The organism is Phenylobacterium sp. (assembly GCF_030645195.1).
In the GTDB taxonomy this organism is placed as follows: Bacteria; Pseudomonadota; Alphaproteobacteria; order Caulobacterales; family Caulobacteraceae; genus Phenylobacterium.
In genome coordinates, this window is record NZ_JAUSLW010000052.1 from 1 (window position 1) to 15116 (window position 15116).

At 69.9% G+C, this 15116-nt stretch carries 16 protein-coding genes and 1 pseudogene; 8 read left to right on the forward strand and 9 right to left on the reverse strand.

What is annotated here, in order from left to right:
- Positions 1–181, forward strand: a pseudogene (locus Q7T09_RS04410) (phosphoglucosamine mutase); the annotation flags it as partial.
- A 92-nt stretch (positions 182–273) separates the two neighbouring features.
- On the opposite strand, the gene Q7T09_RS04415 reads toward Q7T09_RS04410, so the two are convergent.
- From Q7T09_RS04415 to Q7T09_RS04435, 5 genes are all read right to left on the reverse strand, one after another.
- Positions 274–591 carry a hypothetical protein gene (locus Q7T09_RS04415; RefSeq protein ID WP_304697954.1) on the reverse strand — a complete coding sequence of 106 codons (318 nt, stop codon included), beginning with the start codon at positions 589–591 and terminating at the stop codon, positions 274–276.
- 36 nt (positions 592–627) lie between these two features.
- On the reverse strand, positions 628–1929 hold the full coding sequence (locus Q7T09_RS04420) for a UDP-glucose/GDP-mannose dehydrogenase family protein (protein ID WP_304697955.1): 1302 nt from the start codon (positions 1927–1929) through the stop codon (positions 628–630).
- 79 nt (positions 1930–2008) lie between these two features.
- Positions 2009–3508 carry a phosphomannomutase/phosphoglucomutase gene (locus tag Q7T09_RS04425; RefSeq protein ID WP_304697957.1) on the reverse strand — a complete coding sequence of 500 codons (1500 nt, stop codon included), beginning with the start codon at positions 3506–3508 and terminating at the stop codon, positions 2009–2011.
- Positions 3509–3606: 98 nt separating this feature from the next.
- Positions 3607–4569 carry an SIS domain-containing protein gene (locus tag Q7T09_RS04430; RefSeq protein WP_304697959.1) on the reverse strand — a complete coding sequence of 321 codons (963 nt, stop codon included), beginning with the start codon at positions 4567–4569 and terminating at the stop codon, positions 3607–3609.
- Positions 4566–4811, reverse strand: coding sequence for a hypothetical protein (locus tag Q7T09_RS04435; RefSeq protein ID WP_304697961.1), 246 nt, complete (start codon positions 4809–4811; stop codon positions 4566–4568). The genes Q7T09_RS04430 and Q7T09_RS04435 overlap by 4 nt, the downstream gene beginning before the upstream one ends.
- A gap of 104 nt (positions 4812–4915) precedes the next feature.
- Between Q7T09_RS04435 and gpmA the strand changes: the two genes are divergently transcribed.
- Positions 4916–5632 carry a 2,3-diphosphoglycerate-dependent phosphoglycerate mutase gene (gene gpmA / locus Q7T09_RS04440; protein ID WP_304697962.1) on the forward strand — a complete coding sequence of 239 codons (717 nt, stop codon included), beginning with the start codon at positions 4916–4918 and terminating at the stop codon, positions 5630–5632.
- Here the strand turns inward: gpmA and Q7T09_RS04445 are convergent.
- Positions 5629–7158 (reverse strand): hypothetical protein, encoded by a 1530-nt coding sequence (locus Q7T09_RS04445; protein WP_304697964.1) that lies wholly within the window; start codon positions 7156–7158, stop codon positions 5629–5631. The genes gpmA and Q7T09_RS04445 overlap by 4 nt on opposite strands.
- On the reverse strand, positions 7155–7901 hold the full coding sequence (locus tag Q7T09_RS04450; RefSeq protein ID WP_304697966.1) for an ABC transporter ATP-binding protein: 747 nt from the start codon (positions 7899–7901) through the stop codon (positions 7155–7157). Before Q7T09_RS04450 ends, Q7T09_RS04445 begins: the two co-directional genes overlap by 4 nt.
- 111 nt (positions 7902–8012) lie before the next feature.
- On the opposite strand from Q7T09_RS04450, the gene Q7T09_RS04455 reads away from it, so the two are divergent.
- The 4 genes from Q7T09_RS04455 (at position 8013) to Q7T09_RS04470 (ending at position 11976) form a co-directional block, all read left to right on the forward strand.
- Complete coding sequence (locus Q7T09_RS04455; protein ID WP_304697968.1) at positions 8013–8450, forward strand: bifunctional diaminohydroxyphosphoribosylaminopyrimidine deaminase/5-amino-6-(5-phosphoribosylamino)uracil reductase RibD; 438 nt, start codon at positions 8013–8015, stop codon at positions 8448–8450.
- Between the two features lie 94 nt (positions 8451–8544).
- Positions 8545–9804 (forward strand): pentapeptide repeat-containing protein, encoded by a 1260-nt coding sequence (locus tag Q7T09_RS04460; protein WP_304697970.1) that lies wholly within the window; start codon positions 8545–8547, stop codon positions 9802–9804.
- Positions 9805–9891: 87 nt separating this feature from the next.
- Complete coding sequence (locus tag Q7T09_RS04465; RefSeq protein WP_304697972.1) at positions 9892–11151, forward strand: pentapeptide repeat-containing protein; 1260 nt, start codon at positions 9892–9894, stop codon at positions 11149–11151.
- A gap of 57 nt (positions 11152–11208) precedes the next feature.
- On the forward strand, positions 11209–11976 hold the full coding sequence (locus Q7T09_RS04470; protein WP_304697975.1) for a crotonase/enoyl-CoA hydratase family protein: 768 nt from the start codon (positions 11209–11211) through the stop codon (positions 11974–11976).
- Here the strand turns inward: Q7T09_RS04470 and Q7T09_RS04475 are convergent.
- Positions 11973–12401, reverse strand: coding sequence for an EF-hand domain-containing protein (locus Q7T09_RS04475; protein WP_304697977.1), 429 nt, complete (start codon positions 12399–12401; stop codon positions 11973–11975). The genes Q7T09_RS04470 and Q7T09_RS04475 overlap by 4 nt on opposite strands.
- A 223-nt stretch (positions 12402–12624) precedes the next feature.
- A complete protein-coding gene (locus tag Q7T09_RS04480; RefSeq protein ID WP_304697979.1) occupies positions 12625–13083 on the reverse strand; it encodes an Hsp20 family protein in 459 nt (152 codons plus the stop codon).
- 244 nt (positions 13084–13327) lie between these two features.
- On the opposite strand from Q7T09_RS04480, the gene Q7T09_RS04485 reads away from it, so the two are divergent.
- Both Q7T09_RS04485 and Q7T09_RS04490 read left to right on the forward strand, forming a co-directional pair.
- The gene (locus Q7T09_RS04485; protein WP_304697981.1) at positions 13328–14170 is read left to right on the forward strand and encodes a class I SAM-dependent methyltransferase; all 843 of its coding nucleotides are present in this window, start codon (positions 13328–13330) and stop codon (positions 14168–14170) included.
- A gap of 106 nt (positions 14171–14276) precedes the next feature.
- Positions 14277–15116 (forward strand): class I SAM-dependent methyltransferase, encoded by an 840-nt coding sequence (locus tag Q7T09_RS04490; protein WP_370689199.1) that lies wholly within the window; start codon positions 14277–14279, stop codon positions 15114–15116.

The following is a 15116-nucleotide window of genomic DNA, read 5'->3' on the forward strand; positions in this document are numbered from 1 at the left end:
CGAGCAGGTCAAGAAGGTGCTGGCCGCCGCCGAGATCCGCCTGAATGGATCGGGACGCCTGGTGGTCCGCGCCTCGGGCACCGAGCCCCTGATCCGGGTCATGGCCGAGGGCGACGACGAGAAGCTGGTCCGCGACGTGGTCCGCGACATCGTCGGCGCGGTGAAGAAGGCTGCCGCCTGACCTCCGGGAGCTGAGGGGGAAATCTGCGCCCTACACGCCCATTTGAAGGCCCGGGCCGCGGCGGAGACCTGAAGCCAAGCCGAATTGGGTGTTCAAGCCCCCAGATTCATGTCAGCTTCGTAATGTTCCCGCCGCTCGACCGGCGGGAATGAAGAAGAGTTCTGGGAGGATACATGCAGCGTAACCCCGTCATCACGGGCGTGACGCGAGGACCGGCCCGAGCCGCAAGCTCGATCGCATGCCTCGCCTTCGTCGCGCTTCTCGCCGTGGCCTTCTGGGCCGGCGCTCTCTGGATCGGGACCGAGCTTCTCAACCTGCTGGCCAAGTAAGACCGCGCAGGTTCGGCCGCCGCCGATCGACGCCCCCAAAGGGGCGTGACGCGTCTCGCCATGGGCGAGCGCCATTTCCATGCTTGATCCCTGCCGCAATAGCCGTTTCGAGCGGGTTCAGGCCCGCCCGATGGAGGCGTATTTGAAGCCGCGCGAGCGCAGGTCCTCGGGCTTGTAGACATTGCGCAGGTCGACCATGACCGGGGCCTTCATGAGGTCCTTGATGCGGTCGAGGTCCAGCGCCCGGAACTGATCCCATTCGGTGATGAGCACCAGGACGTCGGCGCCCGTGGCCGCGGCGTAGGCGTCGTCCTTGAAGTCGACATCCTTGAGCATGTGCTTGGCCTCCTCCCCCTCGGGGTCGTAGGCCTGGACCTTGGCGCCCAGCTTCTGCAGGGCCGGGATGATGTCCAGGGCCGGGGCGTCGCGCATGTCGTCGGTGTTGGGCTTGAAGGTCAGGCCCAGCACCCCGATGGTCTTGCCGGCCAGGTCGCCGTCCAGGGCCTTGGCCACCTTGGTCGCCATGGCCTTCTTGCGGGCGTCGTTGATCTCCACCGTGGTCTCGATCAGCCGCATCGGGCTGCCGGCGTCGGTGGCGGTGCGCACCAGGGCGAGCGTATCCTTCGGGAAGCAGGAGCCGCCGTAACCGGGACCGGCGTTGAGGAACTTGCCGCCGATCCGCTTGTCCAGGCCGATGCCCTTGGCCACGTGCTGGACGTCGGCGCCCAGGGCCTCGCAGAGGTCGGCGATCTCGTTGATGTAGGTGATCTTCAGGGCCAGGAAGGCGTTGGCGGCGTACTTGATCAGCTCGCTGGTGCGGCGGCTGGTGAAGACGATGGGGGTCTCGTTCAGATAGAGGGGGCGGTAGAGCTCGGTCATCACCGGCCGGGCGCGTTCGTCCTCCAGGCCCACCACCACGCGGTCGGGACGCTTGAAGTCCTCGATGGCCGCGCCCTCGCGCAGGAACTCCGGGTTGGAGACCACGGCGAACTGGGCGTCGGGGCGCTTGGCCTTGATGATGCGCTCGATCTCGTCGCCGGTGCCGACCGGCACGGTGGACTTCGTCACGATCACCGTGAAGCCGTCCAAGAGGCCCGCGATCTCCTCGGCGGCGGCATAGACATAGGAGAGGTCGGCATGGCCGTCGCCGCGGCGCGAGGGCGTGCCCACGGCGATGAACACCGCGTCGGCCTTGGCGACCGCCGCGGCGGCCTCGGTGTCGAAGGACAGGCGCCCGGCCTTGACGTTCTGGGCCACCAGCACGTCCAGCCCAGGCTCGAAGATCGGTATCCCGCCGGCCCGCAGCCGCTCGATCTTGCCGGCGTCCTTGTCGATGCAGATCACGTCATGGCCGAAGTCGGCGAAGCAGGCCCCGCTCACCAGGCCCACATAGCCGGTGCCGATCATCGTCACGTGCATCGATCTTCCTCAAGGTTCGCGCGGCCCTGCGTCAGGCCGGTACATCTTTTTGCGGCGCAGCAAAAGTGGCGCCGCGGCTTCAGACTTGCTGGTTGTAGGCGCCCACCTGCGGGCGCTTGCCCAGGCGCGGCTTCACTTCCTCGTGGAAGAGGGCGCGCATGTCGGCGTCGGACTGGGTGCTCTCCACCACCACCACGATCTCGGGCTTGTTGGAGGAGGCGCGCACCAGGACCCAGGAGCCGTCCTCAAGGGCCACGCGGACGCCATTGACGGTGATGACCTCGACGATCTTCCGTCCCAGGATGGTCCCGCCGGCCAGGGCCAGGGCCTCGTACTCGGCCACCACGTCGTCCACCACGCCATACTTCACCTCGTCGCCGCAGTGGGGGGACATGGTCAGCGAGGTGTAGGCGATGGGCAGGGCGTCCTTCAGCTGCGAGAGCTTCTTGTCCGGATTGCGGTCCATCATCGCCAGGATGGCGGCCGCCGCCGTCAGGCCGCAATCGTAGCCGCGCCCCAGGGGATCGTTGAAGAAGAAGTGGCCGCTCTTCTCGAAGCCGGCGAGGGCGCCCAGTTCGGCGGTCTTGCGCTTGATGTAGGAGTGGCCGGTCTTCCAGTAGACCGTCTTGGCGCCGTTGGCGGCCAGGACCGGGTCGGTGGCGTAGAGCCCGGTGGACTTCACGTCGACGACGAAGGTGGCGTCCTTGTACAGGGCCGAGAGGTCGCGGGCCAGCATCAGGCCGATCTTGTCGGCGAAGATCTCCTCGCCGGTGTCGTCCACCACCCCGCAGCGATCGCCGTCGCCGTCGAAGCCGAGCGCCAGGTCCGCGCCGTGCTCGCGGACGGCCTTGGCCATCTCCTGCAGCATCTCGTGGTCCTCGGGATTGGGATTGTAGCGCGGGAAGGTCCAGTCGAGCTCGCAGTCCATCTCGACCACCTCGACGCCCATCCTGCGCAGGGCGTCGGGGGCGAAGGCGCCCGCGGTGCCGTTGCCGCAGGCGCAGATCACCTTCAGCGGACGCTTCACCGCCACGCGGGCGACGATGTCGGCGACGTAGCGTTCGGGGACGCCGGTGACATGGGTCAGGGAGCCGCCGGGCTGGAACTTGCCCAGGCCGCCCAGCACGATCTCCTTCAGGCGGCCCATCTCGACGGGGCCGAAGGTGAGGGGGCGCTGGGCGCCCATCTTCACGCCGGTCCAGCCATTCTCATTGTGGCTGGCGGTGACCATGGCCACGCAGGGGGCGTCGAGGTCGAACTGGGCGAAATAGGCGATGGGCGACAGGGCCAGGCCGATGTCGAGCACCTCGCAGCCAGCGGCCAGCAGGCCAACGGTCAGGGCCTGTTTCACGGAGATGGAATAGGAGCGGAAGTCATGGCCCACCACGATCTTCTTCTGGCCCAGCTCCTGGATATAGGTCCCCAGGCCGACGCCGAGGGCCTCGATCCCCAGGAGATTGATGTCGGGCCCCAGCAGCCAGCGCGCGTCGTATTCCCGGAAGCCGGTGGCCTTCACCAGCGGATAGATTTCGTAGTCGAGGGTATTGGGGACGAGGTCGGCGCGCGGGACAGGAAGCATCGGAACTCCATCGGACGTGTTCGTGCAGGGGTCTTAAAGGTCTTGAGGCCTTAAGACCATGCGAACGCGAGCCTTGAACTTGTGTTTCGTGACGTTTGCTACACGCCGGCGCGCACCAGGTCGTGAACGCGCAAGATTCCGACCGGCTTTTGGCCCTCCACGACGAAGAGCACGGTGACCATGGGCAGGGGGTCGCTCATCAGGGTCAGCGCCTCGCCGGCCAGCATGCCGGGGGGCGCGGTCTTCTTGGGCCCGGGGGTCATGACCTCGCCGGCGGTGTGGCCCATCAGGCCGTCGATGTGGCGTCTCAGGTCGCCGTCGGTGATCACGCCCTGGAGGGCGCCGTCTGGTCCGGTGACGCCGACGATGCCGAAGGCCTTTTCCGTCATCACCAGCAGGGTCTGGGCCATGGGCGTGTCCAGGGAGACCAGGGGCAGCTCGTCGGCGCCGTGCATGAGGTCGCCGACGGTGCGCAGCATGGCGCCCAGCTTGCCGCCGGGGTGGAAGGTCTTGAAGTCCCGGGCCGTAAAGCCGCGACGTTCCAAGAGCGCGACGGCCAGGGCGTCGCCCAGCGCGATCTGCAGGGTGGTCGAGGTGGTGGGCGCCTTGACCTCGGCGGTGGCCTCGGCGGCGTCGGCCAGCTGCAGCACCACGTCGGCGGCCTTGCCGAGCGCGCTTTGCGGATCGGCGGTGAGCGCGATCAGCGGGATGTGGAAGCGCCGCGAATAGGCCAGGACGTCGGCCAGCTCCTTCACCTCGCCGGACTTGGACAGGCAGAGCACCACGTCGCCCTCGGCGATCATGCCCAGGTCCCCGTGGCTGGCCTCGTTGGCGTGGACGAAGAAGGCGGGCGCGCCGGTGGAGGCGAAGGTGGCGGCGATCTTGCGCGCCACGTGGCCGGACTTGCCGATGCCGGAACAGACGATCTTGCCCTTGGCGGCGTGCAGGATGTCCACGGCCTTGGCGAAGGCCTCCCCCAGGCCGTCGGCCTGCTGGGTCAGGGCGCTGGCCTCGGCGGCTAGCACCCGGCGGCCCACGGCCACGGCGTCGAAATCGGTCATTGGGTCGGCGATATGGCTTGGCTCTGCAGGTCGGAAACCGCCTGCCGGGCCTGGTTGAGACGCTGGTTGGAGGCGTCGGATTCGCGTTTCATCGCCGCCTGCATGGCCGGGGTCCGCTGCACCGGGGTATGTCCGAAGGCCCCCCACGAACGGTCGCCCAGCCCCTGGGGCCAGACGGCGGCGAGCGCCACCATCAGCAGGGCGGCCAGGGCCAGGGCGGGGAAGAACAGGCGGTCACGCATGGTCGTCCGCATATAGCGGCTCGAATCGGCCTGGGCCAGCGAACCCTTGACGCCCCGGCCCCCGCGCCCTAGCCCGCACGCGTCACCACAATGGAGGTTTCCGCGTGCCCACCCTGATCCTGCTGCGCCATGGCCAGAGCCGCTGGAACCTCGAGGACCGCTTCACCGGCTGGGTGGACGTGGACCTGACGCCGGAGGGCGAGGCCCAGGCGATCAAGGGCGGGGAGCTGATCAAGGCCGCGGGCCTGCAGATCGACCGCGCCTACACCTCGGTCCTGACCCGGGCGATCCGCACCTGCTGGCTGGCGCTCACCGCCGCGGGCCAGGTCTTCGTGCCGGAGATCAAGGACTGGCGGCTGAACGAGCGCCACTATGGTGGGCTGACCGGCCTGAACAAGACCGAGACCGCCGCCAAGCACGGCGCCGACCAGGTGAAGATCTGGCGCCGGTCCTATGACGTGCCGCCGCCGCCGCTTCCGCCCGGCGGTGAGTTCGACTTCGGCAAGGACCGCCGCTACGCCGGCGCCACCCTGCCCGACACCGAGAGCCTGAAGACCACTCTGGACCGGGTCGCCCCCTATTGGACCGCCGAGATCGCCCCGAAGCTCTCGGCCGGCGAGACCGTGCTGGTGGCCGCCCACGGCAATTCCCTGCGGGCCATCGTCAAGCTGCTCTACGCCCTATCGGACAAGGCGATCATCGACGTGGAGATCCCCACCGGCAATCCGCTGCTGATCGAACTGGACGCGTCCCTGAAGCCCACCTCGGCACGCTATCTGGACGAGAGCCGGGCGACCGCCCTGCCCACCTACGGAAGCTAGCGCGCCGCGGCCCGCAGCGCCTGGGCGATCTGGGCGTCGGTTCGGCGGATGGCCAGCAGCAGCACCCCGGCGACGAGGGCCGGGATGACCGCCCAGGGCTGGCCAGCGGCGGCCAGGCCCGTGGCGGTGGCGATGGCGGCGCCCACCAAGAGCTCCGCCAGGGTGGAGAACCAACTGGAGCCCCGGCGGCGGCGGAACTCGGCGCGCTTGGCCGGCCGCTGATACCAGATGTTGATCAGGCCGTTGGCGAGCGCCGTGGCGACGCATCCCGCCGTGGCCGCCAGGCCCACCCCCGGCGACAGCATCGTGAGGACGGCCAGGATCGGCGTCAGCAGGATCGCCACCGGCATGAAGGCGGCCGCCAGCTTGGCCTGGCGGAAGGTGGAGACCGGGGTCGGGGCGCAGGCGATGAGGTCCGGGGCGTCCTCAGCCGAGACGGTGATCCAGGACAGGCTGGCGGCCACCTGGCCGGCGACGAAGGTCAGCGCCGCGGCCCCGCCCGGCAGGGCGAGCGTCTCCCGCGCCCCGGCGTTGCGCAGCAGCACGAAGGCCAGCGGCAACAGGTAGAGCACCCGCAGCATCACCTGGGACATCAGGGCCGCGTCCCGGGCCATCAGCCGCAGTTCCTTGCGCACGGTGGCGGCGAAGGCCCCGCCGGTGAAGGCCACCGGCCTGGTGCGGGCCTTGACGGCGCTGGCCTCGGCCCCGCCGGCGGCGGCGGAATCGGCGGCGAAGCGGCCCCCCAGCCAGACATTCACGCAGGCGAACATCGCCACGGCCGCCGCCAGCAGGATCGCCAGGGCGCCGGGATCGCCCATCAGGGCCTTCAGGGGCAGGGCGGCGGCGGGCGGCAGGGGGATGGCCGGCGCCGCGGCCATCAGGTCGCTCCAGACCGAACCGGCGGCGTGGCCGAAGAGGGTGCGGGCCTGGGTGACCAGGAAGAAGCCGGCCCCGATCAGGGCCGAGAGCACCTGGGCGATGGTCCGGGTGCGGCGCGGGCCGATGGCCGCGAACATGGCCATCGCCAGGACCAGACCGCAGGCGGTGGCGGCGACGGCGATCACCGCCAGCACCCCGAAGGCCGCCAGCCAGGGCGGATGGGCGATCAGGGCGATGGGAACCAGGAACGGTCCGAGGAAGGCCGAGAACACCAGGAAGAGATTCAGCGCGATGGCGGCGAACCGCACCGTCAGCACCTTGCGCGGCGAGATCGGCGAGGAGAACAGCAGGTCCAGGTCGCCGCGGTCGTAGAGAACGTCGGCGGCCGCCGCCACGGTCTGGGACAGCATCAGGCTGAAGATCACCGCCAGGACCACGTCGGCCAGCACGATCCCGGTGGGGGTCACGGTGATCTCAATGCGCCGCATCATCAAGCCCAGGGGCACGCCGGCCAGCAGGGTGACCAGGGCCACGCTGATCAGGGCGACCCAGCCGCTGCGGCGGTTCTCGCCCCGGCGGGCCAGGACGCCGCGCCAGCCCAGGCGCATCTCATGAGCCAGCAGCCACAGGGTCGAGCCGGGCCTCACGCCGGGGTCGCCTGGTCCTGGCCGGTGAGATCGAGGAACAGGTCCTCCAGGGTGGCGGCGCCGTCGCCGGCCTGGGCGCGCAGATCCTCCAGCCGGCCCTCGGTGAGCAGCCGACCATGCTGGATGATGCCGATGCGGTCGGCCATCCGCTCTGCCACCTCCAGGATGTGGGTGGTGAGGATGACGGTGGCGCCGGCGCGGGTGCGGGCGCTGAGCAGGTCCTTGACCTGGCGGGCGGCCCCGGCGTCGAGGCCGGTCAGGGGCTCGTCGAGGATCAGCAGCTTGGGGTCGTGGATCAGGGCGCCGGCCAGGGCCGTCTTCTGCTTCATGCCCCGGGAGAAGCCCTCGCAGCGGCGGCCGCGCTCCTCCCACAGGCCCAGCATCCGCAGCAGCTCCTCGGAGCGGTCACGGGCCGTCTGGGCCTCGACCCCCCAGAGGCCGGCGACGAACTCCAGATATTCCAGCGGCGTCAGCCGGTCGTAGAGCATGGGCTCGTCCGGCGCCCAGGCCAGCAGGCGCTTGGCGGCGGTGGGGTCGGCCAGGGCGTCGACGCCGAAGATCTCGATCACCCCGGAGTCGGGCTTCAGCAGGCCCGCCACCATGCGCAGGGTGGTGGTCTTGCCCGCCCCGTTGGGCCCGAGCAGGGCGTAGAGCTCGCCCGAGCGCACGGTGAGGTTGAGATCGTCCACCGCGGGCGCGCGGAAGGTCTTGTTGAGGCCCTTGATCACCAGCGCGTCGGTCACGAGTCCTCCAGGTCTTCAAGCCCCGACTATGGGGGAGGGGCGGGACGCGCTCAACTCTCCGGGGACTCTCCGGGGTTGCGGCGGGGCGGCCGGGCGCCTCACAACCGGGGCATGACCGCCGACCAGGACCATATGCGCCACGCTATCGCGCTCGCCCGCACCAATCTCGGGAACACCGGGGTCAATCCGGCGGTGGGCTGCGTGATCGTGGCCGGCGGCGCGGTGGTGGGCGAGGGCGCCACCCAGGCGGGCGGGCGGCCGCACGCCGAGGAGCAGGCCCTCGACCAGGCCGGGGCCGCGGCGCGGGGCGCGATCGCCTATGTCACCCTCGAACCCTGCGGCGAACGCACGAACGGGACGGCCTCCTGTTCGCTGCGGCTGGCCGACGCCGGCGTGAGCCGGGTGGTGATCGCCTGCGAGGACCTCTCGACCTATGCGGCCGGGCGGGGGGTGGAGCGGTTGCGGGCGGCCGGCGTCACCGTGGAGCTTGGCGTCCTGGAGGCCGAGGCCCGGGCCCTCTACGCCGACTACGAACCCCCGAAAGCTTAGCGCTTATTCACCGTAATTTTCGCTAAGTCGTGGAAACAGCATGTTAATTACGACCCCCTAAATTGGGGACAGTAGGCCAGTTTCAGGCGTAGTCATGTCCCTTCAAACCGCGACGATCCAAGATGTCCACCCGCTCGAGCAGTCGGAGGTGGACGCCATTTGCGCCAAGCACGACCGGCTCTGGACCTCCCGTCCCGGCGGCGCGCGCGCGGTTTTCGCCTGGAAGAACCTGAGCGGCCTGGATCTGCGCGGACGCAATCTCTGCGACGCCGACTTCACCGGCGCCATCCTCGCCGACTGCCAGCTGCAGGGGGCCCGGCTGGACCACGCCAACATGTTCGGCGCCGACCTGCAGAACGCCAATCTCACCGAGGCCTCCATGCGACGGGCGGACCTGCGCGGCGCCTGTCTGCGCAACGCCAACCTCACCGGCGCCGACCTCTTCGAATGTGACCTGCGGGAGGGCTCGATCGCGGCCGTCGACCGCGCCCAGGGCCTGAAGATGGTGACGCACCACAACCGCGTCGGCGAGATGCAGGGCGCCATCCTGGCCGGGGCGAACCTGGAGCGGTCCCGGCTGTCGGGGGTGATGGCCTGCCGCGCCGACTTCACCGACGCGGTGCTCAAGGACGCCAAGCTGGTCCGCGCCAATCTCAAGCAGTGCAACCTGACCGGGGCCAACATGGCCGGCGCCGATCTTTCCGGGGCCGACCTGGCCGGGGCGGACATGCGCGACTGCATCCTGGTGGGCGCCAAGACCTTCGCCTGGAACGTCAGCCAAGCCGACATGCGCGGCGCGCTGACCGACCAGCCCTCGGGCAAGTCGGTGTCGGACCTGCCCTACAAGACCATGATCCGCGACCACGCCCGCTGGTGCGAGACCGGGGGCGCGGAGGGTTCGCCCAGCGTGTTCGACAACGCCGACCTGCGGGCGCTGGAGACCGTCCGCGGCTTCAACCTGACGGCGCTCTCGGCCAAGGGCGCGGTCTTCTACGGCCTCGACATGGAGGGGGTCCAGCTCCAGGGCGCCAATCTGGAGGGCGCGGACCTGCGGGCCTGCAACCTGCGACGCGCCGACCTGAGGGGCGCCCGCATGATGGGCGCGAAGCTCGCCAGCGCCGACCTGCGCGAGGCCCAGATGGGGCCGCTGCTGCTGGGGGGCGACCGCATCCTGCCCTGCAACCTGACCGGCGCCGTCCTGAAGAACGCCGACCTGGCCCGGGCCGACCTGCGCCACGTCCTGCTGGTGGACGCCGACCTGTCGCGGGCCAATTTCACCAACGCCCAGCTGCGACAGGCCAATCTGTCGGGCGCCCAGAAGTGGGGCGCGCGAGGTCTCGGTGAAACAATATAATCACCCTCGGTAAAGCTTAACGGTTCAGTTGCTTCTGGAGGTCTAGACCGGCCTTCAGAAACCGATGTTCGCCATAAGCTCACCTCAATGACCGTCACCCTCTCCGGCCGACGCAAGCTCTCGCCTGGCGAGATCGAGCTGATCGTGAGCGCCCACGAGAAGTTCGTGAGCGGCCGTCCCGGGGGCAAGCGGGCGATCCTGAAATTCGTAGACCTGTCCGGCGCCGACCTGGCGGGTCGCAACCTGACCGACGCCGACGTCTCGGCCTCGATCTTCGACGGCGCGCGGATGGCCGGGATTAACCTGGAACGCGCCATCCTGTTCGGCTGCGACCTGCGCAAGGCCGACCTGCGCGGGGCGCGCCTGGTGCGGGCAGATCTGCGGGGCGCCTGCCTGCGCGGGGCCAACCTGTCCCAGGCCGACCTGACCCAGGCCGACTTCCGGGTCGGTCAGGTGGCGATCCCGCATCCCTCCAAGGGCCTGGCCTCGGTGGTCCACCAGACCCGCGAGGGCCAGCTCGACAACGCCATCTTCGTGGGCGCGACGATGGACGGCTCCCAGCTCAACGACGCCTCGGTCTTCGCCTCGGACTTCACCGACTGCTCCCTGAAGGGAGCCAAGATGTCGGGCGCCAACCTGAAGGACGCCAACCTCAGCGGCGCCATGCTGGAGGGCGCCGAGGTGGCCAACACCAATTTCGAGGGCGCCAATCTCTCCGACGCGGTGATGACCGGCGTCGACGTCGGCAGCGCGCGCACCTATGGCGCGAACATGAAGGGTGCGGTGAACGCCCCCACCGCCGAAGCCATGGCCCGGGTCGAGGAGCTGATCGCCCGCGCCAAGGCCAACCATCTCTGGTGCCAGACCGGCGGCCGCGAGGGGAAGCCCGCCATGTTCGACGGCGAGGACCTGCGGCCCCTGACCAACCGCCTGCGCGGCCTGCGGCTCAGCGCCATGAGCGCCAAGGGGGCGATCATGATGGGGCTGGATCTCACCGGAACCCACCTGCAGGGCGCCCAGTTCGACGGCGCGGACCTGCGCGGGATCTGTCTGAAGGACGCCGACGCCCGCGGCGCCCGGATGGCCGGGGTCAACCTCACCAAGGCCGATCTGCGCGGCGCCATCTTCGCGCCCCTGCCGCTCAGCGCCACCCGGATGACGGCGGCCAGTTTCGAGGGCGCCAGGGTGCGCTACGCCCAGGCCCAGGGCGCCGACATGAGCGGGGCGATCCTGGATGGAGCGGACCTGCGGGGCTGCGATTTCACCGACTCCCGCCTGTCAGGCGCCAGCGTCCGCGACGTGCAGCTGCACGCCACCCTGGGCTTCGACCTGGCGCGAGCGGCCTGATTCCCTGACGCTGCGTCAGAGGCGTAGCCTGCGCCCTCCATAAGGAGGAGGATCGCCATGCAGACCGTCAGTGTGGAAACCCGCGACCGCGTCGCCATCGTCACCATCGAGCGGCCGCAGAGCCGCAACGCCGTCGACGCCCCCACCGCCCAACAGCTCTACGACGCCTTCAAGGCCTTCGACGCCGATCCTGATCTGGACGTCGCCGTCCTGCAGGGGCGAGGCGGGACCTTCTGCGCCGGCGCCGACCTCAAGGGGGTGAGCGAGGGGCGGGGAAATGCGGTGCTGCGGGAGGGCGATCTCGGCCCCATGGGCTGCACCCGGCTGACGCTTTCCAAGCCGGTGATCGCCGCGGTGGAGGGCCATGCGGTGGCCGGCGGCATCGAGGTGGCCGCCTGGTGCGACCTGCGGGTGGCCGCGGAGGGCGCGGTGTTCGGGGTGTTCTGCCGCCGGTTCGGGGTGCCGCTGATCGACCTGGGGACCGTGCGCCTGCCCCGGCTGATCGGCCACTCGCGGGCCATGGACCTGATCCTCACCGGGCGTCCGGTGGCCGCCGAGGAGGCCTACGCCATCGGCCTGGCCAACCGCCTGGTCCCCAGGGGCCAGGCCCTGGCGGCCGCGATCGAACTGGCCGAGCAGCTGTCGGCCTTCCCCCAGGCCTGCCTGCGCAGCGACCGGACCTCGGCCCTGGCCCAGTGGTCGATGGACTGGGAGGCCGCCGCCCGCAACGAGGTGGAGTTGGGCCTGGAGACCCTGCGCTCGGGCTCTGCCCAGCAGGGCGCGGCCCGCTTCGCCGCCGGCGAGGGCCGGCACGGGGCGTTCTAGCTCGGCGGTCGGAGGCCCGAACGCCTCTCGTCTCGGCTGACCAGGCCGTCCTGGTCGGCGTCCAGGCGGACGAAGCGCTCGCGCCCCTGGGTCTCCGCCTCGGCCAGGGTGACCGCGCCATCGCCATCGGCGTCCGCGCGCATCAGCATGCCGCCTCGGCGCGGACCGGCGCCAGCGGCGTCCCGCCGGGCCCGGACCTGGTCCAGCTCGCCAGCGGTGACCTTGCCGTCGCCATTGAGGTCGGCGCCGGCGAAGCGGGCCCGGCTGCGCTCAAGCATCTGGTCGAGGGTCTGGGATCCGGGGCCGCGCGTCTGATCGGTCGGCGGCGCCTTGGGATCGATGGCGGCGACGGTCTTCTCGGCCTTGGGGGCGCAGGCGGCGAGCGCCACGAGGGTCGCGGCGCACGCCGCGGTCAAGGTCTTCATGGCGGACATCTCCAAGCAAACTTCGAACACGGAGTTCGCCATGTCCGACGTGAGCCCAGGCTGAACGCCGGGCGTCGTCTGGAGTTCATCTCGTTTCCTTGTCGTAGTGCTGGCGTCTCGATTGAGACGACCCTTCGACTTCGGGTCGCGCCCTGCGGCCACGAAAAAAGGGCGGCGCGTCGCCGCGCCGCCCTTCCATCGAGCCAGCCTGAGGAGAGGGGGCTCAGGCGGCCTTTTCACCTTCGATCAGCGGAGCGGTCTCGACGCCCGTGGCGATCTCGATCCGGCGGGGCTTCAGGGCCTCGGGGAGTTCGCGCCTCAGGGCGATGGACAGCAGGCCGTCGGAGAGCTTGGCCTCGGTCACCACCACATAGTCGGCCAGCTGGAACCGGCGCTCGAAGTCGCGCTCGGCGAGGCCGCGATGCAGGAAGCGGCGCTGGTCGTCATTGGCGGTCTTGCGGCCTTGGACGGTAAGGAGGTTTTCCTTCACCTCGATATTCAGTTCGTCGGGACGGAAGCCGGCCACCGCGATCTCGATGCGGTAGGCGTTCTCGTCGGTCCGCTCGATATTGTAGGGCGGATAGCCGGAGGCGGCGTCCGCGCTGGCGGTCTCGAGCAGGGCCGCGAGACGGTCGAAGCCGACGACGGAGCGATAGAGGGGGGAGAAATCGAGAGTACGCATGTGGGTCACATCCTTCTTGGCGTAAGCAAGGTTGCAGTTCAGGGATGCAGGTTCAGCACGCACCGAAGTCTCGCGCCGCCTGGAAGGCCCGGATTTCCAGCGCCTTCGAATGGATAGGTAGGCACGGCTTTTGCGCCTTCAAGGGGGTTGTTCTGACGGAAACGTCATGGCCCCGCCCCTTGCCAGGAGAGGCTTGGTCCTTAGGGTCCTTGAACCTCCCTTGACCTTGAAGGTTCGATCCCGGATGTCCCGCCGCTCCCTCGCCCTGCTCTCCGCCCTGGTCCTCATCAGCCTCGCGCCCGCCGCCCAGGCCGCGGAGGACAAGGCGCTGAGGGCCGCCGTCGCCGGCCCGGTCCGGACGGAGGCCAACACCGTCCGCGATGGCGCCCGCCACCCCTATGAGACCCTGGCCTTCTGGGGCGTGAAGCCCAGCCAGACCGTCATCGAGATCTCGCCGGGGACCGGCTACTGGACCGAGATCCTGGCGCCCTACGCCAAGGCCACGGGCGGCCGCTACATCGCCAGCGCCGCCGACCTGGACAATCCGGCCCTGTCGGAGGGCGCGCGCAAGGGCCGCGCGGCCTTCGAGGCCCGGTACGCCGACGAAACCAAGTTCGGAAAGGTCGCCCTGGTGAACTTCGGGTCCCAGTCCAAGCCGCTGGGCGCGCCCGCGTCCGCCGACATGGTCATCACCGCCCGCAACATCCACAACTGGCTCTGGCAGCCGCCGATGCTCGACAAGGCCATGGCCGATTTCCACGCCGTGCTGAAGCCCGGCGGCGTGCTGGCGGTGGAGGAGCACCGGGCCGATCCCCGGCCCCAGAAGGGCGACGCCCGCGACGGCTATGTCGCCGTGGCCACCGTGGTGGCCGCGGCGCAGAAGGCCGGCTTCAAGCTGGCGGGCGCCTCGGAGATCAACGCCAACCCCAAGGACACCAAGGACCATCCCTTCGGCGTCTGGACCTTGCCGCCCTCGCGCTACACCACCGAAGGGGGCAAGACCCAGGATCCCGCCTTCGACCGCGCCAGGTTCGACGCCATCGGCGAGAGCGACCGCATGACCCTGCGTTTCGTGAAGCCCGGCTGAGGGCGCGGCTTTGACCCCCCGCGCGGCGCAGTCTACCACCCCTGAGGTCTTCGATCAGGGGTGCGCTTCCGCAATGGGCTCAATGGTTTCGCTGTCGCGACGCGGGATGATCGCCTCCAGCCTGGCCCTGGCGGCCTGCGGCAAGAAGGCCGACAAGGCGCCGGCGCCCAAGGCCGGACCGATGACGGTCGCCCAGGCGGTGGCCGGCGAGTGGCGCACCGCCGCCGACAAGGCCCGCGACCCCTGGCGTCACCCCGCCGAGACCCTGGAATTCTTCCGCCTGGCGCCGGGTCAGACGGTGGTGGAGTTCTGGCCGGGCGCCGGCTGGTACACCGACATCCTGGCCCCCTTCCTGGCGGCCACCGACGGCAAGTTGTTCGCCGCCGACCTGCAGACCAACGATCCGGGCGAGCCGGCCTCGGCCGAGATCGTGGCCGCCTACCGGCGCAAGCTGCGCGCCCGGCCCAAGCTCTATGGCGATGTGGAAATCACCGCCTTTGGCCCCACCAGCGGGGCGGTGGCGCCGGCGGGGTCGGCCGACCTCGCCCTCTTCCTGCGCAACGTCCACAACTGGATGGCCGCCGGCATCGCCGAAAAGGCCTTCCATGACGCCTTCGTGGCCCTGAAGCCCGGCGGGATTCTGGGGGTCGAGGAACACCGCGCCGACGCGGGCGGGGTGCAGGACATCCTGGCCGCCGACGGCTACGTGCAGCAGGCCTATGTGGCCCAGCTTGCCCAGGAGGCCGGCTTCATCCTGGACAAGGCCTCGGAGATCAACGCCAACCCCAAGGACACCAAGGACCATCCCTTCGGGGTCTGGACCCTGCCACCGGTCCGCCGCTCCTCCCCCCGCGGCCAGCCCGACGACCCCACCTTCGACCATGCCAAGTACGAGGCCGTCGGCGAGAGCGACCGGATGACCCTGCGCTTCATCAAGCCGACCTGA